General features: G+C 56.7%; 21 protein-coding genes and 1 pseudogene. 9 read left to right on the forward strand and 13 right to left on the reverse strand.

Features of this window, described 5'->3' with window-relative positions; all coding sequences use genetic code 11:
* Positions 1-9 precede the first annotated feature (9 nt).
* Positions 10-921 carry a LysR family transcriptional regulator gene (locus tag IQ22_RS16795; RefSeq protein WP_244309238.1) on the forward strand — a complete coding sequence of 304 codons (912 nt, stop codon included), beginning with the start codon at positions 10-12 and terminating at the stop codon, positions 919-921.
* A gap of 102 nt (positions 922-1023) precedes the next feature.
* Here IQ22_RS16795 and IQ22_RS16800 read toward each other — a convergent pair whose 3' ends face one another.
* Complete coding sequence (locus tag IQ22_RS16800; RefSeq protein ID WP_145144095.1) at positions 1024-1818, reverse strand: thymidylate synthase; 795 nt, start codon at positions 1816-1818, stop codon at positions 1024-1026.
* 326 nt (positions 1819-2144) lie between these two features.
* Between IQ22_RS16800 and tkt the strand changes: the two genes are divergently transcribed.
* The 4 genes from tkt (at position 2145) to IQ22_RS16820 (ending at position 8964) form a co-directional block, all read left to right on the forward strand.
* A complete protein-coding gene (tkt, locus tag IQ22_RS16805) occupies positions 2145-4220 on the forward strand; it encodes a transketolase (protein WP_145144097.1) in 2076 nt (691 codons plus the stop codon).
* A complete protein-coding gene (locus tag IQ22_RS16810; protein ID WP_145144100.1) occupies positions 4220-7048 on the forward strand; it encodes a bifunctional transaldolase/phosoglucose isomerase in 2829 nt (942 codons plus the stop codon). Before tkt ends, IQ22_RS16810 begins: the two co-directional genes overlap by 1 nt.
* Before the next feature lie 29 nt (positions 7049-7077).
* Entirely contained in the window at positions 7078-8055 is a 978-nt protein-coding gene (gene gnd, locus IQ22_RS16815) for a phosphogluconate dehydrogenase (NAD(+)-dependent, decarboxylating) (RefSeq protein ID WP_145144101.1), read from the forward strand.
* 81 nt (positions 8056-8136) lie between these two features.
* Positions 8137-8964, forward strand: coding sequence for an HAD family hydrolase (locus IQ22_RS16820; protein ID WP_145144103.1), 828 nt, complete (start codon positions 8137-8139; stop codon positions 8962-8964).
* Between the two features lie 306 nt (positions 8965-9270).
* On the opposite strand, the gene IQ22_RS16825 is transcribed toward IQ22_RS16820, so the two are convergent.
* The 8 genes from IQ22_RS16825 to IQ22_RS16860 all read right to left on the reverse strand — a co-directional run bounded on the left by IQ22_RS16825 (position 9271) and on the right by IQ22_RS16860 (position 18529).
* Positions 9271-10164: an ABC transporter permease subunit gene (locus IQ22_RS16825; RefSeq protein WP_145144105.1), complete on the reverse strand. Its 894-nt coding sequence runs from the start codon at positions 10162-10164 to the stop codon at positions 9271-9273.
* Complete coding sequence (locus IQ22_RS16830) at positions 10161-11057, reverse strand: ABC transporter permease subunit (RefSeq protein WP_425298878.1); 897 nt, start codon at positions 11055-11057, stop codon at positions 10161-10163. The genes IQ22_RS16825 and IQ22_RS16830 overlap by 4 nt, the downstream gene beginning before the upstream one ends.
* A complete protein-coding gene (gene potA / locus IQ22_RS16835; RefSeq protein ID WP_145144107.1) occupies positions 11054-12208 on the reverse strand; it encodes a polyamine ABC transporter ATP-binding protein in 1155 nt (384 codons plus the stop codon). Before potA ends, IQ22_RS16830 begins: the two co-directional genes overlap by 4 nt.
* Positions 12209-12343: 135 nt before the next feature.
* Positions 12344-13387 carry a polyamine ABC transporter substrate-binding protein gene (locus IQ22_RS16840; protein ID WP_145144377.1) on the reverse strand — a complete coding sequence of 348 codons (1044 nt, stop codon included), beginning with the start codon at positions 13385-13387 and terminating at the stop codon, positions 12344-12346.
* A 240-nt stretch (positions 13388-13627) separates the two neighbouring features.
* Positions 13628-14725 (reverse strand): polyamine ABC transporter substrate-binding protein, encoded by a 1098-nt coding sequence (locus IQ22_RS16845; protein ID WP_145144109.1) that lies wholly within the window; start codon positions 14723-14725, stop codon positions 13628-13630.
* A gap of 184 nt (positions 14726-14909) precedes the next feature.
* Positions 14910-16271 (reverse strand): aspartate aminotransferase family protein, encoded by a 1362-nt coding sequence (locus IQ22_RS16850; RefSeq protein ID WP_145144379.1) that lies wholly within the window; start codon positions 16269-16271, stop codon positions 14910-14912.
* Positions 16272-16330: 59 nt separating this feature from the next.
* Positions 16331-17689, reverse strand: coding sequence for a glutamine synthetase family protein (locus IQ22_RS16855; protein ID WP_145144111.1), 1359 nt, complete (start codon positions 17687-17689; stop codon positions 16331-16333).
* 90 nt (positions 17690-17779) lie between these two features.
* Positions 17780-18529: a gamma-glutamyl-gamma-aminobutyrate hydrolase family protein gene (locus tag IQ22_RS16860; protein WP_145144113.1), complete on the reverse strand. Its 750-nt coding sequence runs from the start codon at positions 18527-18529 to the stop codon at positions 17780-17782.
* A gap of 268 nt (positions 18530-18797) precedes the next feature.
* Between IQ22_RS16860 and IQ22_RS16865 the strand changes: the two genes are divergently transcribed.
* The 4 genes and pseudogenes from IQ22_RS16865 to IQ22_RS16880 all read left to right on the forward strand — a co-directional run bounded on the left by IQ22_RS16865 (position 18798) and on the right by IQ22_RS16880 (position 22997).
* Complete coding sequence (locus IQ22_RS16865; RefSeq protein WP_145144115.1) at positions 18798-20174, forward strand: glutamine synthetase family protein; 1377 nt, start codon at positions 18798-18800, stop codon at positions 20172-20174.
* 380 nt (positions 20175-20554) lie between these two features.
* Positions 20555-20984, forward strand: a pseudogene (locus IQ22_RS16870) (nitrilase-related carbon-nitrogen hydrolase); the annotation flags it as partial.
* On the forward strand, positions 20981-22087 hold the full coding sequence (gene aguA / locus IQ22_RS16875) for an agmatine deiminase (RefSeq protein WP_145144117.1): 1107 nt from the start codon (positions 20981-20983) through the stop codon (positions 22085-22087). The pseudogene IQ22_RS16870 and the gene aguA, both read left to right, overlap by 4 nt.
* A gap of 229 nt (positions 22088-22316) precedes the next feature.
* Positions 22317-22997 (forward strand): type 1 glutamine amidotransferase domain-containing protein, encoded by a 681-nt coding sequence (locus IQ22_RS16880; RefSeq protein ID WP_145144119.1) that lies wholly within the window; start codon positions 22317-22319, stop codon positions 22995-22997.
* Positions 22998-23100: 103 nt separating this feature from the next.
* Here IQ22_RS16880 and IQ22_RS16885 read toward each other — a convergent pair whose 3' ends face one another.
* From IQ22_RS16885 to IQ22_RS16900, 4 genes are all read right to left on the reverse strand, one after another.
* Positions 23101-23502, reverse strand: coding sequence for a Rho termination factor N-terminal domain-containing protein (locus IQ22_RS16885; RefSeq protein WP_145144121.1), 402 nt, complete (start codon positions 23500-23502; stop codon positions 23101-23103).
* Positions 23503-23524: 22 nt separating this feature from the next.
* Positions 23525-23746 carry a YgdI/YgdR family lipoprotein gene (locus IQ22_RS16890; RefSeq protein ID WP_145144123.1) on the reverse strand — a complete coding sequence of 74 codons (222 nt, stop codon included), beginning with the start codon at positions 23744-23746 and terminating at the stop codon, positions 23525-23527.
* Positions 23743-23979: a hypothetical protein gene (locus IQ22_RS16895; RefSeq protein WP_145144125.1), complete on the reverse strand. Its 237-nt coding sequence runs from the start codon at positions 23977-23979 to the stop codon at positions 23743-23745. Before IQ22_RS16895 ends, IQ22_RS16890 begins: the two co-directional genes overlap by 4 nt.
* Positions 23980-24098: 119 nt before the next feature.
* The gene (locus IQ22_RS16900) at positions 24099-26156 is read right to left on the reverse strand and encodes an AsmA family protein (RefSeq protein WP_145144127.1); all 2058 of its coding nucleotides are present in this window, start codon (positions 26154-26156) and stop codon (positions 24099-24101) included.
* Between the last annotated feature and the right edge of the window lie 12 nt (positions 26157-26168).

A 26168-nucleotide genomic window follows, 5' to 3' on the forward strand; every position in this document is an offset into this window, starting at 1 on the left:
GAGCGCCGTATGGACCAAGCACACCAGCTTTCCTTATTGCCGCTCATGGCAACCTTTGCGCGCGTGATCGAGACGGGTAGCTTTTCAGCGGCGGCCCGGCAAGCCGACACTAGCGCCTCGGCCATTAGTCGACAGATTGCCCGTCTGGAGCAGGCTCTGAGCCTGCGCCTTGTGGAACGCACCACGCGCCAACTGAGACTTACCGAAGCGGGTGCGGAAATCCTTGAGCAGTGCCACGCTCTGCTCATGGCGGCGGATGCTGTGCATTCGATCAGCGAGCGCTTTTTGACCGGGCCGCAAGGTGTAGTCCGCCTCGGTGTACCCAAGGCCCTGGGTCAGCGCATGATTGGTCCGCTGCTGCCCGCTTTCCTGAATGAATATCCTCAGGTGGATGTTCATTTGCTATTGAATGACCTGCCCCTGGACCTTATCGGCGACCGGCTCGATCTGATGATCCGTATTACCGAGCAACCGCCGCCAGGCCTGGCAGGACGGCCGTTGTTGCAGGTAAGTCATGTCCTGTGTGCTACGCCTGATTATCTGGCCACGCATGGAACCCCAACTACGCCTCAAGGCCTTAAGCAACATAGCTGCCTGTATCTGGGCGAATCGCTGGGAGACCATCGCTGGCACTTACGCCAAGGCGATGTACTGGAAACCGTGGCGGTACACGGCCGCTTGGCTACTAACCACAGCGGTGTCCGCTTGGAAGCTGCCTTGCAGCATTTAGGTATCGCCTGCCTTCCCGCCTTTACCGCCGCGCCGGCGTTGGCCGAGGGCTTGCTCGTACCGGTTCTGGAGGAATGGGAGTACACCGGCCCGTATCAGGGCACAGCCTGGTTGCTCTATGCGCCGAACCGGTATTTGCCGGCCAAGGTACGGGTATTGATTGACTTTCTGGCGGCGCGACTGGCAAGGTGAGTTGGGCTAAATGCAAGCACGGGTGCGCCGCAAATTTATTGCCCCCTGCTCTCTACCGCAGGGGGCAATAAGCGCAGCGCCGTGCACCCAGGGTACCGCTGGTTAAACCGCAACCGGCGCCTTGATATGCGGATGGGACTCATAGCCAACCAGCTCGAAGTCGTCGAAGGTAAAGTCGAACAGGTCCTTTACCTCCGGGTTGAGCTTCATGGTGGGCAGCGGCAACGGCTCGCGGGAGAGTTGCAGATCCGTCTGTTCCAGGTGGTTGGCGTACAAGTGGCTGTCACCGCCGGTCCAGATGAATTCGCCCGGCTCATATCCCGTTACCTGGGCCACCATCATGGTCAGCAGCGCATAGCTGGCGATGTTGAAAGGCACCCCCAGGAAAATGTCTGCCGAACGCTGATACAGCTGACAGGAGAGCTTGCCGTCTGCCACGTAGAACTGGAACAGAGCATGGCACGGCGGTAGCGCCATCTCGTCTACCAGCGCCGGGTTCCAGGCGGAGACGATTAGCCGGCGCGAATCCGGGCTCTTCTTGATCATTTCGATGACATTGGCGATCTGGTCGATATGGCGGCCGTCCGGCGCGGGCCAGCTGCGCCACTGGTAACCATAGACCGGGCCGAGATCACCATTCTCGTCGGCCCATTCGTCCCAAATGGAAACGCCGTTTTCCTTGAGATAGGCGATGTTGGTCGAACCCTTCAGGAACCATAACAGCTCATGAATAATCGAGCGAAGGTGCAGCTTTTTAGTGGTTACCATGGGGAAGCCATCGGCCAGATTGAAGCGCATCTGATAGCCGAACACGCTATAGGTGCCGGTTCCGGTGCGGTCGCTCTTGAAGGTGCCGTGCTCACGCACATGGCGCATCAGGTCTAGGTACTGTTTCATGCGGGACTCTGGGCGCGTCACTGAATGACGGTAAATGAATAGCCCATCATGATACCGGACCCATCGGTCTCGATCATCACCGCTTCTCGGGCCAATCGTGCGTCGTTTGGCGCAACATCCACAAAACGTGGAACAAACGCCTGCTTGAGAGCTCACACCAGAGAAGGTTTCGTCGCATGCGGGGCAGGCGCCATCACGCGAACCGCCCGACCTATCGTCCCGCATGGGCGAACGACCGCAGCGCCGCCGGTAGACTCTTAAGTGAGCTGCCCAGAGCGGCCGTCCCGGTAAAACAGCTAACCACGCTTCAACCGAGGGTCTTTGTAATGTGCTCTGCCACTACCGCTTCCACGCATGACCGCGATCAACTTTGTATCAACACCATCCGTACCCTGTCCATGGATGCCGTGCAAAAGGCCAATTCCGGCCATCCCGGCACGCCCATGGCCCTGGCGCCGGTCGGCTATACGCTGTGGAGCAAATACCTCCGTTATCACCCGGAACACCCGGATTGGCCTAACCGCGACCGTTTTGTCCTGTCGGTAGGGCACGCCTCAATGCTGCTTTATTCACTCCTGCACTTGTCCGGGGTAGTCGAGATCGATGAGCACGGCCAGGCTTCTGGCAATCCTGCTGTCAGTCTTGAAGATATCCGCCAGTTCCGCCAGATGGACTCCAAGACCCCCGGCCATCCCGAATACCGTATGACCACCGGTGTTGAAACGACCACCGGGCCGCTGGGCCAGGGTTGTGCGAACAGCGTTGGCATGGCAATGGCTGGCAGCTGGCTGGGTCAACGCTTCAACCGAGACGGTGCTGCCCTGTTCGATTACAACGTCTATGTTCTATGCGGTGATGGCGACATGATGGAAGGCGTCACCGCCGAGGCGGCGTCCATGGCAGGCCACCTGAAGCTGTCTAACCTGTGCTGGATTTACGACAACAACACCATCAGTATCGAAGGCCATACCGATCTGGCCTTCAGCGAGGACGTAGGCGAACGCTTCCGCGGCTATGGCTGGAATGTCATTCATGTCACCGACGCCAACGATACTCACGCGCTCGGCCAAGCCATCGAAGCGTTCCAGGCCCACGATGATGCCCCGACGCTGATCATCGTGGACAGCATCATTGGCTATGGTGCTCCAAACAAAAAGAATACCGCCGCTGCTCATGGCGAGCCCTTGGGCGCTGACGAGATCCGCCTGGCCAAACAAGCCTATGGCTGGCCGGAGGATGCAGACTTTCTGGTACCAGACGATGCCCGTACCTATCTGCGCGATCAGATGGTTGAACGCAACCAGCCTGCCTATGAACAATGGCAAGCTACCCTGCAGCAGCTAGACGCTACCCTGGCGGACGAATTGAACCGGATGCGTGCCGGGCAGATGCCGGACGGCTGGATGGATGTCATGCCCGATTTCGAAGCCAATGCCAAGGGCGTGGCGACACGGGAGTCAGGCGGTAAGGCGCTTAACGCCTTTGCCAGCAAGATCCCCTGGCTGATCGGTGGTTCAGCCGACTTGGCGCCGTCTACCAAGACCAAACTGACATTTGAAGGCGCTGGCAGCTTTTCCGCTCAGAATCCTTCTGGCCGCAACCTGCATTTTGGCATCCGTGAACATGCCATGGGCGCTATCGCCAATGGCATGGCGCTCTGCTACCTACGCTCTTTCACCGCGACCTTCCTTGTTTTCAGCGACTACATGAAGCCGCCGATTCGTCTGGCCTCCATCATGGAGCTGCCTGTCATTTTCGTCTTTACGCATGACTCTATCGGCGTAGGCGAAGACGGCCCGACCCACCAGCCCATTGAGCAATTGGCTCAGCTTCGCGCCACGCCTGGAGTGTTGACCTTACGTCCTGGCGATGCCAACGAAGCGGTTCAGGCCTGGAAGATTGCCCTGGAGCAAACCGACCGCCCCTCTTGCATTGTCTTGTCTCGCCAGCCGATGCCTACACTGGATCGAACACGCTATGCTTCAGCAGAAGGCGTGGCACGCGGTGCCTATGTCGTAGCCGATGCCGAAAACGGGCAGCCCCAGATCATCCTCATGGGTACTGGCAGCGAAGTCGGCTTGTGCGTAGAGGCTTATGAACAGCTCAAGGCCAACGGTATTGCAGCCCGTGTTGTCTCCATGCCGTGCTGGGAGCTTTTTGAGGAGCAAGACGAGGCCTACAAGCAGAGCGTTCTGCCGGATGCCGTAATAGGACGCGTGGCTGTTGAGCAGGCTGGGCCGCTGGGTTGGGAACGCTATACCGGCCGCACCGGGGCGATGGTTGTCATGAGTAGCTTTGGTGCTTCCGCGCCTATCGGCAAGCTACAGGCTAAATATGGTTTTACCGTCGATAATATTGTGAAACTGGCTACTGAACAGGCTCAGGCCACCGGGAGGTCATAATGACTATGCGCTTGCGTCAGCTGAGCTTGGCCGGACAGGCCGTCTGGCTGGACTTCGTCAGCCGTGAGTTCCTGCGCAAGGGCGAGTTGCAAAAGCTGATCGAACAGGACGGGCTGACCGGCGTAACGTCGAACCCGTCCATCTTCGAAAAGGCCATGGGGCATGGCACCGATTACGACGCATCCCTGGAGCGCTTTCTGAACCAGGGCGACGCCGAACCGGTGGATGTCTATGAGTATCTGGCGGTCGAAGACATTCAGAAAGCAGCCGAGATCCTGCGTCCGGTCTACAACCACCTCGACGGTAAAGATGGCTACGTTAGCCTGGAGGTATCGCCTTATTTGGCTCTGGATACCGAGGCTACGCTGGCTGAGGCTCGCCGCCTCTGGCAGGCTGTAGGCCGGTCTAACCTCATGGTCAAAGTGCCGGGTACCCAGGCGGGTGCTGCAGCTATCCAGCAGTTGATCGCCGAAGGAATCAACGTCAACGTTACCCTGCTGTTCTCGCGTGAATCCTACCGCGCCGTGGCCGAAGCCTATATGGCGGGTCTTGAGGCGCGGGTACAGGCGGGCCAGGACATTACCCGGCTGGCCAGTGTGGCAAGCTTTTTCATCAGCCGGATCGACGCCGAGATCGACAAGAAGATCGACCAGCGCCTCCAGGCCGGAGCAGGCGAAGACGAAGCCGCCCTCAAGGCGCTTAAAGGACGCGTGGCCATTGCCAATGCCAAACTGGCCTACGCGGACTACCAGGCCATGATCCGCAGTGAACGGTGGCAGGCTCTTGCGGCCAAGGGTGCCCAACCGCAACGCCTGCTATGGGCTTCGACTGGCACCAAGAACCCTGACTACCCGGACACGCTATATGTGGACGAGCTGATCGGGCTAAACACCGTCAATACCATGCCACCCGCCACCATGGACGCGTTTCGCGACCACGGCACGGTTCAGCAGACGATTACTCAAGATCTGGATGAGGCCAAAGCGGTACTCGAGTCGGTCGAACGTTTAGGGCTGGACTTGCCCGGCATTACGAACGGACTGGTTTCCTCGGGCGCCCAATTGTTCGCCGATGCGGCGGATAACCTGCTCGGCGCTGTAGGGGCCAAACGGATCGCCTTGTTGAAGGGCAATCTCAACCATGTGGAATATGCGTTGCCAGCTGATCTAGAGCAGGCTGTCGAGCAGGGGCTCGATAAAGCCCGGAAAGAAGGATGGTCACGTCGCCTATGGCAGCGTGATGCATCCTTGTGGACGAACCAGGACGAGGCCCAGTGGGGTGGCTGGCTCACAGCAGCCCAGGGATCACACATCGATACGACGGCCCTGGTGATTTTAAGCGAGTCGCTCAAGGCTGAAGGCTATACCGACGTCGTCCTGTTGGGCATGGGCGGCTCAAGCCTCGGCCCGGAAGTGCTGGCCAATACGCTAGGCACGACACCGGAGGGCTTGCGCCTGCACGTGCTGGATTCCACCGATCCGGCTCAGATCGCTCGTGTTCGGCAAGCGGTCGATCTTGCCCATACCCTGTTCCTAGTCTCAAGCAAATCAGGCTCTACGTTAGAGCCTGAAATCCTCAACGCCTACTTCTTCGAGCTGGCCAGCCAGGCGCTTGGCCATGAGCAAGCCACTCTTAATTTCATTGCGATTACCGACCCTGGCTCAAAATTGGAGGCTAGCGCCAAGGCCCAGGGCTACCGCACCCTCTTTTATGGCGACCCGACCATTGGCGGGCGTTATTCCGTTCTGTCAGCCTTTGGCGTCGTGCCGCTCAGCCTGCTTGGCCACGATGTGGACAGCTTTTTCGAAATTCTGCGGCCTATGGTGTTGTCCTGCGGGCCGAGTGCCCCGCCCTCAATCAACCCGGGCGTACACCTGGGCGTAGTTTTAGGCACAGCCGCTCAGACCGGGCGTGACAAACTGACTCTTCTGGCTTCCCCCAAAATCGCCAGTATGGGTGCTTGGCTGGAACAACTACTGGCCGAGTCCACCGGCAAACAAGGCAAGGGCATCATTCCGGTCGACCTTGAGCCCCTTATGGCGCCTTCGCAGTATGGGCACGATCGGCTATTCGTTTACATTCGAGTAGACGGCGACAATAGTGCCCTGGATGGGCAGGTAGATGCGCTGGAGCAGGCTGGCCAGCCGGTTATCCGAATTTCCCTCATGCGCCCTGATCTGATCGGCCAGGAGTTTTTCCGCTGGGAAGTAGCAACAGCCATTGCTGGAGCCGTCCTTGAGATCAATCCATTCGATCAACCGGACGTGGAGGCCAGCAAGATAAAGACCCGGGCGTTGACTGACGAATACGAGAAGTCCGGCCAACTCAGCACTGACAAGCCCTTTTACAGCGAAGATACACTGGCGTTCTATAGTGATATACCGTTGGACGGCGAATCGGGAGAAGCGATTTTAAAAGCCCATTTTGCACGTCTCCAACCCGGCGACTATGCCGCCATGCTGGCTTATATGGAGCGCAACCCGGCTCACGAAACCTTGCTCACCCGCATCAGGGTACTCTTGCGCGACCGCTACCGTGTCGCCACGGTGGGTGGCTTTGGGCCTCGCTTCCTGCATTCGACGGGACAAGCCTACAAAGGCGGCCCTAATAACGGAGTATTCTTGCAAATTACAGCAGAACCCGAGCAGGATTTGCCCATTCCAGGGCGGCGGGTCAGCTTTGGTGTCGTCGAAGCCGCCCAGGCGCAAGGGGATCTTTCCGTACTGGCCGAACGGGGTCGACGCCATTTACGTATTCATATTCAGCACGGCAATAGCGAAGCCGGGCTGCAACGTATCGTACAATTGGTCGAGGCGGCTATCGCCTGACGTAGAAAACGCTCGTGGAGGCAACAAACATGCAACTTGGCATTATCGGACTGGGCCGGATGGGCGGAAACATTGCTCGCCGGCTGATGAATAAAGGGCACGAGGTCGTTGTTTTCGATCGCAGCGCCGACTCCATCGAGACGCTTGCCAAAGAAGGTGCCGAGCCGGCGACGAGCCTCGAAGCCATGGTCCAGCAGATGGCCAAGCCGCGTGCCCTATGGGTCATGCTGCCCGCTGGCGACCCAACCGAACAGACCATCGAAACCCTGGGCCAGCTTTTGGAGCCGGGCGATATCATCATCGATGGCGGCAACACCTACTACAAGGACGACCTCCGCCGGGCCAAAGTCCTGGCTGAAAAGCAGATCCACTACCTCGACGTAGGCACCTCTGGCGGTGTCTGGGGCTTGGAGCGCGGCTACTGCATGATGATTGGTGGCGACAAGGAAACCGTTAACTATCTTGACCCCATCTTTGATGCCCTGGCTCCTGGGTACGGCAACATCGAGCGCACCCGTGGCCGTAACGCCCCAGATGAGCGCGCCGAGCGCGGCTATATCCATGCGGGCCCAGCAGGTTCCGGTCATTTTGTGAAGATGGTTCACAACGGCATTGAATACGGCATGATGCAGGCCTATGCCGAAGGTTTTGACATCCTCAAGATGCGTGGCTCGGAAAACGTACCGGAAGCGGAACGTCTGGAGCTGGACTTGGCCGATATCGCCGAAGTCTGGCGTCGGGGCAGCGTTGTCTCCTCCTGGCTGCTCGATCTGACAGCCGAGGCGCTGGCCCAGGACGAAGAGTTGTCCAAGTTCAGCGGTTTCGTTTCAGACAGTGGCGAAGGTCGCTGGACAATCGAAGCGGCCATCGAAGAGTCCGTACCGGCACCGGTATTAACTTCTGCCTTGTATGCCCGTTTCCGTTCGCGCCAAAAAGCAACGTATGGAGACAAGCTGCTGTCGGCCATGCGATTCGGCTTTGGCGGTCACGTCGAAGTACCCCAGTAACAACTTCTGCGAGCAGGTTCCGGATGCCGCACGGCGTCCGGAGCAGTCGTCGCTCTTTCTTGCTTTTCGACAGGAACGATGATGACGGATTCACCTTGCTACAGACTAATGCTGTCGGATGTGGACGGTACCTTGCTGCATTCCGACAAGCAGTTGAGCGACATCAACATCGCAGCCGTCAAACGGCTGAAAGAAGCGGGTATCGACTTTACGCTGGTCAGTAGCCGGCCACCGCGCGCTATGCATTGGCTTATCGAGGCGCTGGATATCACCCTGCCCGTCGCGGCCTTTAATGGCGGCACCCTGATCTTCCCGGACGGCTCACCACTCAAGACCCATCACCTTCCACGCGAAACGGTGCAGAGTGCTCTAGAGCAGTTGAGTCAGGACCGCATCGATGTCTGGCTTTTCGCTAATGATCAATGGCTGATTCTCAATCCGGAATGTCCCTACATTGGCCACGAACAAAAGGCTCTAGGGTACGACTTTGTTCTTGTCGACCGCTTCGACGAGTACCTTGACCGGGTCGACAAGTTGGTTGGTGTAAGCGCTGATCATGAGCATCTGGCGGCTCTGCAACCAGAGATCGAAGCCGCGCTGGGCGAGCAGGCGCATACCGTTCGCTCACAACCCTATTACCTCGACATCACCGCTGCTGAAGCGACGAAAGGCAAGGCTTTGAATGCTCTGGCTAAGTGGCTGGACGTACCGCTCGAGCACACTGTTGCCATTGGTGACGGGGAAAACGATATCCCGATGCTTGAAAGAGCAGGTTTTGCCATTGCCATGGGACAGGCCGAACACAAGGTCAAATCCTTTGCCCAGCACGTAGTAGCAGAAGCAGATCAAAATGGGTTGGCTCAGGCTATTGATCAAGTGATTCTGACCCGCAAGGCGTCTTGCTCTTGACCAAGGTCGGTATCAGGCTGATATCCCAATAAGCTACAACACACTTTTGAGAACCGATGCTTAGTTTAGGTGCTATACACGCTCAATGTTTCATCAAGCCAAGCCTGAATTTTGCTGTGAAACTGCCTAGCTTCGTTGCACGGCCTGGCGCCGCCAAGAGCCCAGGCCAATCAGGACTTACTGGACTCTCCGGCAATTAAACATGTGTTTTTATGCAAGAGCTGACTTATAGCGTTTACCTCAGTAGCGCTCCTTTGCTTTTTATCCAGTGAATAAAAAGCCCGTCTCTCGACGGGCTTTTTTATGTCAGCTATTGGTTGGCGGTGCCGTGAAACGTTCTACATCACGCTCATTAATGCTTTCAGCCGTGGTGGACTCCATTGCCTCACGCAGACCCTCCATACGCTTCTTCTCGGCGCGACGGGTAAAATACCAAGCGAGGAAAGTAAACAGCGAGACGGCCAGCAGAATAAGACTGGCGATGGCGTTGATTTCCGGCTTAACGCCCAAACGCACCGCAGAAAACACCTCCATGGGTAACGTGGTCGAGCCCGGCCCCGAGACGAAACTGGCCAACACGAGGTCATCCAGCGACAGCGCAAAAGACATCATCCCACCGGCTGCCAGCGACGGCGCGATCATGGGAATCGTGATCAAAAGGAATACCTTCCAGGGACGTGCGCCCAGGTCCATGGCAGCTTCCTCAATCGACAGGTCAAGCTCTCGAAGACGCGCCGACACGACAACCGCCACATAGGATGCACAAAAGCTGGTGTGAGCAATCCAGATGGTCATTACGCCCCGCTCTCTCGGCCAGCCGATGAACTGGGACATCGATACAAACAGCAGCAGCAAGGACAGACCGGTGATTACCTCCGGCATGACCAAGGGCGCCGTCACGATGCCGCCGAACAGCGTACGGCCGCGGAAGCGTGGGATCCGCGTCAGCACAAAGGCCGCCAACGTACCGAGAATGACCGAGGAGATAGCGGTATAGAAGGCAATCTCGAGCGAACGCCCCACCGCGCCCATGAGCTGCGCATTGTCCAGCAGGCCTGTATACCAGTGCACCGACCAGCCACCCCAGACCGTTACCAGCCGCGAAGCATTGAACGAGTAGATGACCAGAATAACCATGGGCAGGTAGATGAACACAAGGCCCAGTACCAGCATCAGATTCGTGAACTTGAGGCTTCTCATAGCTTGCCCTCCATTTCCTTCGCCTGATTCTTATTGAACAGCACGATGGGAATGATCAGGATCAGCAACATCACTACCGCCAGGGCGGATGCCACGGGCCAGTCGCGGTTGTTGAAAAACTCCTGCCAGAGCACACGTCCGATCATGAGCGTCTCTGGTCCACCCAGGAGCTCTGGAATCACGAACTCGCCTACTGCAGGAATAAAGACCAGCATGCAGCCTGCGATAATGCCATTTTTAGACAGCGGCACAGTTATCCTCCAGAAACTGGTGAAACGGCTCGCACCTAAATCAGCCGCAGCCTCCAGAAGTGTCAGGTCATGCTTCACCAGGTTGGCGAAGAGGGGCAGGATCATGAACGGCAAATAGGAATAGACGATCCCCAGATAGACCGCGAAGTTGGTATTGAGCAGTCGCAACGGCGTGTCGATGAGCCCGATCCCCATCAGGAATTCATTGATCAAGCCATTGGTGGACAACAACCCCATCCAGGCATAGACCCTGATCAGAATGGCCGTCCAAGTCGGCATCATGATCAGCAGGAGCAGTACCGTCTGGAGGTCCTTACGTGCGCGGGCAATCGCATAAGCCATCGGGTAGCCAATGAGCAAACAGGCCAGCGTACTAACCGTCGCGATCTTGAGCGAGCCCAAGTATGCATCAAGGTACAGCGTGTCCTCCGTGAACATCAGGTAATTCCCGAAGTTCAGGGCGATATCCAACTGCTGGTCCGCATAGGTCAGGATTTCCGTATAAGGCGGAATCGCGACATCAGCCAGGGTGAAACTGATCTTCAGCACAATGGCGAACGGCAGCAGGAAGAACAGGATCAACCACACGAACGGCACGCCGATGACCAGGCGGCGGCCGTCGAACAGTTTCTTTAGATTCATGATTGCAACACCACGCCGCTGTCGTCTTCCCAATACACCACTACCGGATCGTCCCATGTCGGACGCTTGCCGAGACGCTCGGCGTTGGCGATAAAGCACTGCACTAATTGGCCAGACTGAAGTTTGATGTAGTACACCGAGTGCCCGCCCAGATACGCAATATCGTGTACCGTACCGCTTGCCCAGTTGTAATCAGGATGCTCGTGATCCTCTGGCAGGCGGTTACCCATTAACAGTTTTTCTGGACGGATCGCATAGGTAACGTGCTTTTCCTCAGCCCGAGTACTGATACCGTGCCCCACATAGACAGGCCGCTCGAGTTGGGGCGAGGCTATGATCGCGTGGCCGGCATCGTCTTCAATAAGTTCGCCTTCGAACAGGTTAACGTTACCAATGAACTCACAGACCAGACGGCTGGCCGGGGTTTCGTAGATATCCATTGGACTGCCAACCTGAGCGATCCAACCCTGATGCATGATCGCGATGCGCTGAGCCATGGTCATGGCCTCTTCCTGATCGTGCGTCACCATCACACAGGTCACGCCCACACGCTCAATGATCTCTACCAGTTCCAATTGCATTTGCGAGCGCAGCTTTTTATCCAAAGCCCCCATGGGCTCATCGAGCAGCAGGAGTTTGGGCCGTTTGGCTAAGGACCGTGCCAGCGCTACCCGCTGGCGCTGGCCGCCGGAGAGTTGATGCGGCTTGCGCTTGGCATATTGAGACATGTGGACCAGCTTGAGCATTTCACTCACGCGGTGATTGATCTCGTCTCTGCCCATTTTGTCCTGTTTGAGACCGAAGGCGATGTTCTGCTCGACCGTCATATGCGGGAACAGCGCATAGGACTGAAACATCATGTTGATCGGCCGCTCATAAGGCGGCATATGGGTAATGTCCTGACCATCGAGAAAGATCCGGCCGTCGGTAGGCCGCTCGAATCCTGCCAGCATGCGCAGGAGCGTGGATTTACCAGAACCGGAGCCACCAAGCAGTGCAAAAATCTCGCCTTTGTTGATAGTCAGCGATACATCATCGACCGCCACTGTTTCATCGAATTTCTTGGTTACCCGATCGATCTTCACCAGCACTTCTTTGCTCTGCTGAACACCGGTCACGGCTTTTTTAAAGGCACCGGAGGCTATCGCCATTATGTACTCCCCAGGGTCTTGGAATCCTGCTCGATCGTCACACAGGCAGGCCTGGCCTGGCGGACTTTTCCGCCTTCTGCCCCAGCCCCAACCTGCCTGTCATGCATGTCGCCGAACAGGCTATTGATATGAATGCTATTTACCCGACTTGATTCGGGTCCAACTCCGTGTACTCATCCGCAGCACCTGCGGTGGCAGCTCAGCCATGACGTACAGCTTGTCCATCACCGCCTGAGGCAGATAGACCGTCTCGTCATGCCGCACCTCCTGGTCCATCAGTTCGCCCGCCTTGAGATTAGGATTGGCATAACCCACATAATTGCTCACCTTGGCAATCACGTCAGGGCGTAACAGATAATTAATGAAAGCATGCGCCTCCTTCACGTTGGCCGCGTCCCTGGGAATGGCCAACAGGTCAAACCACAAGTTCGCACCCTCTTTGGGAATGGCATAAGCGATCTTGACGCCCTTTCCGGCCTCCTCGGCACGTGATGCCGCCTGGAAAACATCACCGGAATAGCCGAACGCTACACAGATGTTGCCGTTGGCGAGGTCCGAGATGTATTTCGAGGAATGAAAATAGGTCACGTAGGGGCGGACGGCGAGGAGCTTGGCCTCAGCTTTCTTGTAATCGTCGGCCTTAGTGCTGTTAGGGTCGAGCCCCAGATACTGCAACATGGCGGGAATGACTTCATCCGGCGAATCCATGAAAGAGACGCCGCACTGGGCCAGCTTTTTCATGTTCTCCGGCTCGAACAGCACGGCCCAGGAGTCGATCGTGTCGGTGCCCAACACCTCCTTGACCTTGTCGATATTGTATCCGATGCCGTTGGTTCCCCATAAGTAGGGAACGCTATGCGTATTACCCGGATCGTTCTTTTCGAGCTGTTTGAGCAGTGCAGGATCGAGGTTTTCCCAGTTGGGCAGTTGGCTGCGGTCGAGCGGCATGAAAGCGCCCGCTTTGATTTGCTTGCCCAGGAAATGGTTGGACGGCACTACGACATCGTAGCCGGTGTGACCAGCAAGCAGCTTGCCCTCCAAGGTCTCGTTGGAATCGAATACATCATAGACGGGCTTGATGCCGGTTTCCTTGTGGAAATCCTCTAGCGTAGTCTCGCCGATGTAATCGCTCCAGTTGTAGATATGCACGACCGGTTCGGCCTTTGCCAACCCGGTCATGGACAAGGCGGCCACGGAAACAAGCAGCGTTTTGCGAAGGAAAGGAAACACGTTCTCGTCCTCTTGATTAGGGCCAGTCCATAACTCCAGAGGTGGCCGATTCCTTATAAGGATGGTTAATACATACGCAGGCAAAAGACGGAGGCGGCCCAGCGCTCACCAGACGCCATTAGGCAGACAACCACGCAACAGGGCGCCCCCATCAGCAATCTCCCCGGTCATGCCGGGGAGATTGTTGGGTCACTTGCCAGACTTGATGGTCGTCCAGCTACGTGTCATGGCCCGCTGCACCTTGGCCGGCAGATCCGGGAAGGCATACAGTTTGGCCATGATCTCCTCGGTCGGGTAGATGCCAGGATCGTTACGGACTTCCTCGCTTACCAATGCAGTAGCTTCCTTGTTGCCATTCGGGTACTGCACATAGTCGCTAATCTTGGCGATAACCTCAGGCTTCATGATGAAGTTGATGAAAGCGTGTGCGCCTTCCGGGTTTTCCGAATCCCTTGGAATTGCCATGGTATCGAAGAACGTACCGGCACCTTCCTTCGGGATGTTGTATTTAACGGTCACGCCGTTCTGGGCCTCCTCGGCACGGGCCTTGGCCTGGGCGATGTCGCCGGAATAGCCGACAGCCACGCAGATGTTGCCGTTGGCCAGATCAGAGATGTACTTGGAGGAGTGGAAATAGGTAATCGAGGGGCGAATCTGCATGAACAGATCCTGAGCGGCCTTCAGCTCCTTGGTATCCTGGCTGTCAGGCTTGTAACCGAGGTAATGCAGACCCGCCGGAATGATTTCGGTAGGCGAATCCAGCAGCGCTACACCGCAGCTCTTGAGCTTGGAAATGTTCTCGGGCTTGAAGACAAGGTCCCAGGAATCGACCGGGGCATTGTCGCCCAGCGCGGCCTTGACCTTGTCTGGGTTATACCCGATCCCGATAGTGCCCCACAGATAGGGAATCGCGTACTCGTTACCCGGGTCGCTCACTTCCAGGGTTTTCATCAACTGTGGGTCAAGGTTTTTCCAATTGGGCAGCTTGGACTTGTCCAGCTTTTGATAGACACCTGCTTTGATCTGCTTGGCCAGGAAAGAGTTGGAAGGAACAACCACATCGTAGCCGGACTTGCCTGCCAGCAGCTTGGCCTCGAGCACTTCGTTGCTGTCATAGACATCGTAGACAACTTTAATGCCGGTCTCTTTTTCGAACTCGGCAATGGTGTCTTCAGCGATGTAATCGCTCCAGTTATAAACGTGCAGAACCTTGTTGTCGGCGATCGCGTGACCGGCGAAAGCGCCAGCCAGACTGAGTGCGAGCAGTGTCTTGCCAAAAACTTTCATGCGGGAGTGCTCCTAAAGGATCATTCAAGTAATCCGGACGAGACCGTTATTAGTGTCTCATCCGATGCGTCTGGCCAACGCACCGGCGCAGTCTGGCAAGGTCGGGCGCAGGGCTCAAGAGCGAGCGTATAATCCTTGCCTCATTTGCCGTCTTAACCAGGCAGTCAAGCAGTCAATTCCGCGTTTACCCGTTTAAATCGGCTGCCGTCTGGTCCAGGCATTTGCGTGCCAACGTCACCAGCTCATCGATTTGTTCAGGCTTAATAATCAGCGGTGGCGAAATGATCATGGTGTCGCCCACAGCCCGCATGACTAACCCATTACGAAAGCAATGCTCACGGCAGATCATGCCTGCGCTACGGTCGGTAAAGCGTGCCCTGGTTCGTTTGTCGCGAACCAGCTCCAACGCGGCCACCATCCCCACGCCTCTTGTCTCGCCCACTAGTGGGTGATCAGCCAGCGTCTGCCAACGTTTCTGCAAATACGGTGCCGTTTCGCTTTTGACTCGCTCGACGATCCCTTCGTCCCGCAGAATACGAATATTTTCCAGCGCAACCGCGGCCGCGACCGGATGCCCGGAATAGGTGAATCCGTGGTAAAACTCGCCGCCCTGGTTAAGCACCTTGACGATACGGTCGCGAACGATCACACCGCCCATAGGGATATAGCCAGAGGTCAGCCCTTTGGCGATCGGCATGAGATCCGGCTTCAGACCATAATATTGGCTGCCGAACCACTCGCCGGTCCGGCCAAAGCCGCAAATAACCTCATCAGCGATGAGAAGAATGTCGTATTTGGCCAGAATCTCCTGGATCTTCGGCCAATAGGTCTTTGGTGGGACGATTACGCCGCCTGCCCCCTGGATCGGTTCGGCAATAAAGGCGGCAACCTTGTCCTCACCCACTTCGAGAATCTTTTTCTCCAACTGCTCGGCTGCCCAGACGCCAAACTCGTCTGGATTCATATCACCGCCTTCGCCGTACCAGTACGGCTGGACAATATGTTCGATGCCAGGAATAGGCAGATCGCCCTGCTCGTGCAGAGCCTTCATTCCGCCCAGGCTGACGCCTGCCACCGTCGAGCCGTGGTAACCATTCCAGCGGCCGATGATGACCTTTTTCTCTGGCTGCCCCTTGGTCGCCCAGTAGTGACGCACCATACGCAGCACGGTGTCGTTGGATTCCGAGCCCGAGCCGGTGAAAAATACATGATTCATCCCCTCCGGCGCCAAGTCGGCAATAGTCTGGGCCAGTTCAATAGCTGGCGGATGGGCCGTCTGGAAGAACAGGTTGTAATACGACAGCTCACGCATCTGCTGGGTCGCGGCCTGAACCAACTCCTCCCGGCCATACCCTACGTTCACGCACCACAGCCCGGCCATGCCATCGAGGATACGATGCCCGTCGCTGTCCCACAGGTAGACGCCTTCGGCGCGGGTGATGATGCGGGCGCCCTTGGCATTGAGCAGCTTGTAATCCGTGAAAGGCGGCAGGTGGTGGTCCCGACTGAGCGCCTGCCATTGGGCAGTCCGGTTAGTCGCCTTCATGTCGTCGTTCATGGTACGTCCCTCTTTAAACACGCGCCGGGCTAGCCGGCGCAGGCGGGTCATACACTCATCAGGAGAAACTCCCGCTCCCACGAGCTGATGACCCTTTTATAATTTTCGTGCTCGGCCCGCTTCACCGCGACATACCCTCGTGTAAAGCGGTTGCCAAGGTACTGCTCCATTGTGAGCGATTGCTCCATCCGCTCCAGCGCCGCCTCCAAGGTTAGCGGCAACCGTAAGTTACGCCGTTCATAGCCGCGCCCTTTCACCGGTGCGCTGGGCTCAATACCTTCGATCATGCCGAGATAACCGCACAAGAGGCTGGCCGCCAGCGCCAGGTACGAGTTGGCATCAGCGCCTGCCAGACGATTCTCCACACGCCGGTTCTGTGGATCGGAATCCGGCACGCGTAGTCCCACGGTACGGTTCTCTTCGCCCCACTCCACGTTGACCGGCGCGGAGGTATCCGGCAGGAAACGGCGGAACGAATTCACATTAGGCGCGAATAACGGCAGGATTTCCGGGATATATTTTTGCAGGCCGCCTATGTGATGACGGAACAGATCGGTCATGGAGCCATCCACCAGCGAAAAGACGGTTTTGCCGGTTTTCAGGTCCACCACGCTCTGGTGTAGATGCATGGCACTACCCGGTTCTCCGGTCATGGGCTTGGCCATGAAGGTAGCCGTCACGTTGTGCTTGAGTGCTGCCTCGCGCATGGTGCGCTTGAAAACGAAAATCTGGTCAGCCAGATGCAGCGGGTCACCGTGTCGGAAATTGATTTCCATCTGGGCGGTGCCTTCCTCGTGGATCAGGGTATCCAGATCCAGCTGCTGGGCCTCGCACCAGTCGTACATGTCCTCGAAAAGCGGATCGAATTCGTTGGCCGCGTCGATTGAAAAGGACTGCCGGCCCGTTTCCTGACGCCCGGAGCGCCCTACCGGCGGCTGCAGGGGATAATCAGGGTCGTCGCTGCGCTTGGTGAGGTAGAACTCCATTTCGGGCGCAACGATCGGCTTCCAGCCTTTGTCGGCATACAGCTTGAGAACTTTTTTGAGGATATTACGCGGCGACAGCTCAATGGGCCGCCCCTGTTTGTCATAAGTGTCGTGAATGACCTGGGCGGTAGGCTCGATAGCCCAGGGCACTAGAAAGACGGCATTTTCGTCGGGCTTGCAGAACATGTCGATATCGGCGGGATCGAGCAGTTCGTAGTAGATGTCGTCCTCAACATAATCGCCGGTCACGCTCTGCAACAGGACGCTTTCCGGCAAACGCATGCCTTTTTCGTTGATGAACTTGGACGTGGGCGAAATTTTACCACGTGCAATGCCTGTAAGATCAGAGATCAGACATTCAACTTCGGTGATCTTGTGCTCTTTCAACCATTGGGTGAGCTGGTCAAGCTGGTTAGCCATAAAGACCTCAAGGTTTTGAAAAACCCTGCCCGGAAGGTACGTTGAATCCGGCTGTCCGGGCAGGACGATACGAACAACGAGTTACCCTCGTCAGCGCAGCCCGGCGCGGTGGCGACAGGCCTCGCCAAAAGCATTGAAAATCGCGAGATAGTGCGGATTGTTACGCACCTGCCACTCCGGATGCCACTGTACGCCTAGCGCGAATGTAGCAGACTCGACCGAAAACGCCTCGACCAAACCATCAGAGGCCAGCGCTTCAACCCGCAGACCCGGCGCCAACCGATCGACGCCCTGACTATGAATGGAGTTGACCTCGAACTCGGCAGGCACCCCCAAGCGTGCGAACAGGCCATTCGGCTGTATGCGGACCGTGTGACGAGTACCGTACTGAACCTCAACCGGCATGTCAGGATCCTCACGATGATCCATGAACGGGCCGGCTTCATGCACCTTTTGATGCAAGCTGCCACCAAACGCCACGTTCATCTCTTGAAAACCGCGGCAGATTCCTAATAGCGGAATGTCTGCCTCTACCGCCGCGCGAATCAGCGGCAGTGTCATGCGGTCTCGCTCGGGATCATGAAGCGTATCCGGCTCGCTAGGCAAGCCCTGGTAGTTATGCGGCTCTACATTCGACGGCGAGCCGGTAAGCAGCAGGCCATCCAGGCGCTCAAGCAGCGCGCCTGGATCGATGAGATCACCCAACGCTGGAATAACCATGGGCAGCCCCCCGGAACCGCTGACAACCGCACGCAGATATTTGTCGCCCGCGATATGAAAGGGATGCAAACCGAGCTGCCTGGTGCAGGCGGTGACGCCGATTAACGGCAGACACGACATGGGACACCCGTTATGGTTGGCCTGTATGAGAGTTGTTTCGAGAGTAGTACCGTTCAATTTTTTCTACAACTGTCTCACGAGCTTGAACGGCTAGCTTCCCAGCTGTTCGTAAAACAAGTCTCACTCGCCGAAATGCTCGCTCAGAATGCGCAATTTTGGAGAAAGAGCACTAAAACAGAGCAAAGTTGACTTTGGTGAGTCTTTCAGATTGACTCCTAACTGAAGTCCCCCGCTGATTGATATTTTTAACAACGATAGGTGTTGCATCATGTCGGTACCCCCGCGTGCCGTTCACTTGAATGAAGCGACTGACTTCCTCCAGGCACATCCTGAAGTGCAGTTCGTCGACCTTCTCATCTCGGACATGAACGGCGTGGTGCGTGGCAAACGCATCGACCGAAACAGTCTGCCCAAAGTTTTCGAAAGAGGAATTAACCTACCCGCCTCACTCTTCGCACTCGATATCACCGGTTCTACCGTAGAAAGCACAGGCCTAGGCCTCGATATTGGCGATGCCGATCGCGTCTGCTTTCCTATCGCCGGAACGCTCGCCATGGAGCCCTGGCAAAAACGTCCTACCGCACAGCTGTTAATGACCATGCACGAAATGGAAGGCTCGCCCTTCTTCGCTGATCCGCGCGAAGTGCTGCGTCAGGTCGTGGAGCGCTTCACCGAGCTGGAACTTACGGTAGTCGCGGCCTTCGAGCTCGAGTTCTATCTGATCGACCAAGAAAATATCAACGGTCGACCCCAGCCGCCCCGCTCGCCTATTTCAGGCAAACGCCCTCAATCCGTTCAGGTCTACTCCATCGACGACCTCGACGAATATGCCGATTGCTTGCAAGACATCATTGACGGTGCCCGTGCCCAGAATATTCCGGCCGAAGCCGTAGTGGCCGAATCGGCGCCAGCACAGTTCGAAGTCAACCTCAATCATGTGGCTGACCCGATCAAGGCGTGTGACTATGCAGTGCTACTCAAGCGGCTGATCAAAAACATCGCGTATGATCATGAGATGGACACAACCTTCATGGCCAAGCCCTACCCCGGGCAGGCGGGCAATGGACTGCACGTGCATATTTCGCTTCTGGACAAGAATGGCAACAACATCTTCATGAGCGAGGATCCCGAGCAGAACGCCGCATTACGTCATGCCGTCGGCGGTGTGCTCGAGACCCTGCCTGCCTCGATGGCCTTCCTCTGCCCGAACGTTAACTCCTACCGCCGCTTTGGCTCGCAGTTCTATGTACCCAACGCACCTAGCTGGGGGCTGGACAACCGGACAACGGCACTACGCATCCCGACAGGCAATCCCGAGGCGTTGCGTATCGAACACCGGGTAGCGGGCGCTGATGCGAACCCTTACCTCCTGCTGGCAGGCCTACTGGCTGGGGTTCATCACGGATTGACCAACCAGGTTGAACCGCCTCCCGTAACAGAAGGCAACTCTTACGAGCAGCACGAGCAGAGCCTGCCGAACAACCTGCGTGATGCCTTGCGCGAGCTGGATGACAGTAAAGTCATGGCGCGTTATATCGACCCGAAATACATCGATATCTTTGTAGCCTGCAAGGAGCATGAGCTGGAGGAATTCGAGCACTCCATTTCGGACCTCGAATACAACTGGTACCTGCACACCGTCTAACTGTAATACCAAGCCATATTCCGCTTCTGCGAGACGGAATATGGCTTGGAAAAGCGAATGCTGTCGAACGGCTTGGGCGGGCTCCATTTACGTTCTTCCCGCTTTATTGAACCGCCAAGGTAGCCTTTCCCAGGCGCAGCTCATCGAGCAACCCGGAAAACGCTATTAGGGTGTTGATAAATATCTGCCTTTCATATGCCTCGTCAGCCGAGCATTGGCGAAGCCATCAGTGCACAAAAGGCAGATCGGCCGGTTTCCTGTATGGTTCCCAGGAAGGCTCCTATATATTCGTTGACAACCTAGCGATTCCAAGCAAATCTCGTAATCCTGTCCTGGCTTACACGTTCATCAACTACCTGATGCAGACAGACACTATGACCCGCATTGGCACGAGCATTTCCTGGAATCACTGTTTCCGGAAAGCGCACGTTGCATAACCGTCATGGATGCCAAGCTGCTGTTCTACCCAACCGAGCCCCATGGTGAGCCGCACGATAAGACCATTCAGTCACGCGCTCACTGGCAGCGCCAAGGCCAAGCCGGTGCCAATCTGATGCCGTTGATCGCATCCAACCGCATCGGCACAAAAGCACAGGATGATTACAACATTACCTTTTACGGCTCCTCCTTTATCACCGACCCGTTCGGTACAAGGTCGAGGAAGCCGGTGAAACCAAAGAAACAGTAGTGGTCCACACGTTCGACCTGAATCAACTTGAACATATCCGCAGTGCCTGGGGTGTGTTCCGTGACCGTCGCCTGAACCTGTACGGCCCGATCAAAACCCTTGATGGAGAATTGCAATCATGAGTCTGCTCGCCTCGACCCCTCGCGCCGAAGGCTTTCGCATGCCGGCAGAATGGGAGCCGCAAAAGCAGGTCTGGATGATCTGGCCTGAGCGCACCGATAACTGGCGCCTGGGCGCCAAGCCGGCCCAACTGGCCTTTGCCGAAGTTGCGCGGGCTATTGCGCGCTTCGAGCCAGTAACGGTAGGCGTTTCGGCCGCACAATACGACAACGCCTGCGCACGTCTGAATCACCCGGCAATCCGTGTCGTCGAGATCAGCAATGACGACGCCTGGGCCCGTGATACTGGACCGACCTTTGTTATCAACGACCAAGGCGAAGTGCGTGGCGTGGACTGGGCATTTAACGCCTGGGGTGGTCTTGTAGGTGGTCTGTATTTTCCCTGGAAACGAGACGATCAGGTTGCCAGCAAGATCCTGATGATGGAAAGCTGCCCGCGTTACCGGACCGAAGAGTTTGTTCTGGAAGGCGGCTCCATCCACGTGGACGGTGAAGGCACGCTGATCACCACGGCAGAATGCCTGCTCAACCGCAACCGCAATCCGCATCTGTCCCAGCGCGAGATCGAGGCGATACTCAGCGATTATCTGGCCGTAGACAAAGTGGTCTGGCTGCCGGATGGCCTCTATAACGATGAAACCGATGGCCATGTGGATAACTTCTGCTGCTACGTGCGGCCAGCCGAGGTGCTGCTGACGTGGTGCGACGATCCACAGGACCCAAACTACGCCCGCTGCCGCGCAGCACTCGAAGTACTAGAAAACACCAAAGATGCCAAGGGCCGTTCGTTCACGGTACACAAGATTCCGACCCCAGGGCCGCTGTATGCCACGGACGAAGAATACGAAACGGTCGATGCCTCGGTGGGCAGCCAGCCTCGTAAATCGGGCGAGCGCCTTGCGGCATCGTATGTGAACTTCCTGATCGTTAACGGCGCCATCATTGCACCCTCCTTTGACGTACCGGAAGACGCCGAAGCTCTGGCCGTTCTGCAACGCTGCTTCCCTGAGCGTGAAATCGTTCAGGTGCCAGGTCGGGAAATCCTGTTAGGCGGTGGCAATATTCATTGCATTACCCAACAGCAGCCCGTGCCGAGAAAGCGCTGAGGCTAACTCACCCGGAGCCTTGCCCAAGGCTCCGGATGTTCAACATGAGAAGCTTATGTCGGGTCGCTTGCCTATTGCCGCGTTATAGGCCGCACAATGCCGCCAGTTCTGAACAGTACAAAAGCAAACGTCCCGTAGTAATCTGAATTGTCTTTACCGGCAAGGTGTCCATAAACCTGAGTGCTCATCCCTAAACGAGCCAAAACAGGTATTTAACGTGGACAAGACTATGAAGATTCTCATCGTATTGACCTCCCATGACCAATTAGGCGATACCGGCAAGAAAACCGGTTTTTGGCTGGAGGAATTGGCTGCGCCGTATTACGTATTCAAAGAAGCCGGCGCTACACTGACCCTGGCGTCCCCAAAAGGTGGCCAGCCTCCGCTGGACCCCAAAAGTGACGAGCCTGATGCGCAGACAGAGGCCACACAGCGCTTCCGTAAAGACCCAGAGGCACAAAAAGCCCTTGCCCATACCGTGGCACTATCCACTGTAAAAGCCGGCGATTATGACGCTGTGTTTTACCCAGGTGGTCATGGCCCCTTATGGGATCTGGCGCAAGACGCTCATTCCATTGCTCTGCTTGAGTCTTTTTATGCAGCAGGTAAACCTACCACGCTGGTCTGCCATGCGCCCGGCGTGCTACGTCAGGTCAAGGGAGCCGATGGCGAGCCGCTGGTCAAAGGCAAGCGTGTAACAGGTTTTGCCAACTCCGAGGAAGAAGCGGTGCAATTAACAAACGTTGTGCCCTTTTTAGTAGAGGACATGCTTCAGGAAAAAGGCGGCCTGTACAGCAAGGGCACTGATTGGGCACCTTACGTTGTGACTGAAGGTCATTTGATTACCGGCCAAAACCCGGCCTCTTCCGAGTCGGCAGCGCATGCCCTGCTAACGCAGCTGGGCCGTTGAGCGAACCAGTACCCTGCTTAAGTAGCCAGCACCCAGTGCTGGCCTACAGGGGCGCATTATTGATAACAGCGCAGTAGCGTATTGTGCGGCTAAATGAGGCGCTTTAACTCAGCGCCTTTATCAAGTCATCTTTTCTCATGCGGGAGCGTCCATGAACATCTTGCTCGGCCGCCTTCTTCATAAGTTCATCGCGGGTCATGTCGCTCAGTGAAGTACTGCCGCGGCGCCCACGGCTAGACGATGCCCGGCCGGCATTAGGTGAATGCCCATGTTTGGTAGCCGAGGCCCGGCGGGCAGAATCCTTACGGTCGGCGCGCTTGGCGGTCTCGCTTTTTTGAGTGCCGGAACCGCTTTTGTTGCCGCCACCGGACTGCTTGTTAACCGTCGCCCAGGCACGTGCTTCAGCTTCGTCTTTTGACACGCCCTTGGCTTCGTAGCTCTCTTCGATGTGTTCGGCTTTACGCTTTTGCTTATCGCTGTAAGCTGACTTGTCACCACGGGACATGAGACCTCCTGTTCAGACGTTTTCAGTCTTCGGCTTTAATAGTGGCTACATCGTCAGCGCGAACACGGATGTGTCGGCCGCCAATGTCTTTGAACTCATAAAAGCCATCGGCCGTCTGGGTCGTCGGCTTGTCTTGCGTAACGTATTGTGTCCCGTCCTGCAACGTCACAACGGTTGATGTGGAACAGCCGCTTAGCAACAAGACACCAAGCAGCACGGACACGCTGGCCCATAGCCTGATCATTGCATGACCTCGTCCTCGAGCTTATGGATCGAGACATCGCTGATGCCCACGATAGGTAAGCCTGGCTCGAAATCGAACAGCCGGTACTGGGCGTCATTGACGGCGATTAGGTGCTTGGTAGCCAGTTCACGAATAACATCGGTAACCGGTACATCCAGGTCGGTAATACGATCGGTGTGCGGTTCACCCAGTAGTTTGTAGTGAATTTCATACTCTCTATTCGTACCGCTCATGGCTAGTATCTCCCTGAGTGACATACACCTTTTTTGAGGGTAGTTGGCGCCAGGTTGTTCTGCCAGAACCGCTGAGCGGTCGTCTCGCTAAGGGGGAAAAGATGAACGGCTGACGGCGATTAGTTCCCCCCTTTCATCTGCTCAAGAAGCCCTACGCACTGGTTATCCTGACGGTTACTGGGCGCAACCAGAGCAAGCAATCCGGCAGCAGGCGCGACAACCGTGGCCAATAGCGCAGCGGCGGCGCCCCGGGCGGCGAGAGGAGCAACCTTCACGCCCGGATCAGGGTCGTCGAACGTTCCGCGAACATATAAAGGAGAGCGTAGCGAGAAGATCCGGATACCCTTGCTGTGCGGATTGATGGATAGATCGATCCGTTCGGTAGCCAGGTTCACAGTGCCGCTGACCTCAATCAAGGCATTTTCGGTATCGAAGACAAAAGCGCGTGTACGGGCCAGTCCGTCTTTTATACCCAGGTCGACTACCGCGCAATTGATGTCTACCTCTTCATCGCCAAACAACCGCGTCACCAGGTAATTGCCGAGATTGAGGCCGGCGATCTCCATCAGGCTCCGACTGATCGCGCCGTCGTTCATTAACAGCTTGAGCTCTCCATCACTGCTCCCCAGCAAGGCAGCTACGGAATTGCCCGTTCCGGACAAGGTAGCGTCGCCATTGAGCTCGCCCAGGCTGTCACGCATCGCCTCAACGGTAGGAAACAACTGTTTGAGTTTGATCCGGCGGGCGTGCACATCCAGCCGCGCCGGCATAGGCGACTTATTGCCTTCCAGCCGAACCGTACCGTTGAGCGCACCGCCGGCGGCACCAAAGCGCAGAGGATCAATCAGCATCACCCCATCGTTCAGTTTCACATGCACATAGAGATCGCTCAGAGGTAGCGCTTCGTCTTGCACGATGCGCTGGCCTGTAAACTTCACATCAGCATCCATCGCTTGCCAGCGCTCGGTTTGGAACTCGGATACCGGCAGTACCTTGCCAGGCGGTTGCTTGCTCTCCTCTCCCCGCGCCTGTTTCTGCTCATCCGAATCGGCACCAATCAGAGGTGCCAGATCAGCAAATCGAAGCTGATTGGATGTGAGTTCGCCAATAAGTTTCGCTCGCGGTTTTCTGCCCGTGTATTCCAGAGTACCGTGCAGGTCGCTCTGTCCGACCTGCCCGGAAAACTCTTCATAGCGAAACAGTGCACCGGCCGGGTCATTGAGCACGACGGTAAGATGGCCATCCGTGGAATAAGGACCGGTTTCCGGCAACGTCACCCCTGTGAGTTGATAGAGCTGCGCCAGGCTCTGCCCGGACAGCTTTAGCCGCAAATCCAACGACCCGAGCTTGAGCGGTTCGGTCAGGGTTCCGAATGCATTCAGGTGAGTGGCACCAGCGCGAACATCGGCCTGAATAGGAAACGGCTCCTCGGCATCATGCAAAGCCAGCAAGCCGCCGATTTTACCGTTGCCCTGGACCGGCTGTTGTTTGTAGGTGCCGTCGACAGTCCAGCCGAACTGAAGCGCCTGCGTCTGTTTGACACTCGCCCGCTGCCGCTGCGTACCCGCTTGTCCGACGATATCGGCATAAGCGATCGGCGCATCAAGCGAGGTCACGGTGGTTTTGACGTTGGCCTGCACGATCGCATCGTCATAACTAACGCGCCCGGCATCGAAGCCGATCATGCCGATATCCACCGTCCAAGGGGAAGGCTCGGTGGTATCGGCATCAGCCTCCTTTTTATCCTGGTCGAACGTCCAAGTGCTGCGGCCATCAGCCAGCCGCTGCAGATTGGCAACTGGCCCTGTGAGATCGATACGGGGGATGTAGACCTGCTTGTGCAACAGGGCGAGCGGCGAAATACGCAGCTGGACCCGATCCAGGTGAACGAACAGCGGATCGCGAGCCCACTCGGGATTACCGAGGTTCACGTTTTCCGCCGAGATATGCGGCCACGGCACCCAGGCACGCCAGCCGCCCTGATCGGTTTCACGCGCCCAGTTCACGTCCAGATTGCCTTCGATGGCAAACGACCGGTTCAGGGCCGCAGAGGCTTTTTCATTGATCGTCGGCTTGAGCCGGTTCCAGTCGAACGTTGAAATCACGATTAACAGAACAGCCAGCACTCCCACCAGGCTGCCCAGTGTCCAGGCAATGAGCTTTGGTCCTCGTGTCACGCCGCTCTCCCG

It is taken from the genome of Pseudomonas duriflava, assembly GCF_007830155.1.
In the GTDB taxonomy this organism is placed as follows: Bacteria; Pseudomonadota; Gammaproteobacteria; order Pseudomonadales; family Pseudomonadaceae; genus Chryseomonas; species Chryseomonas duriflava.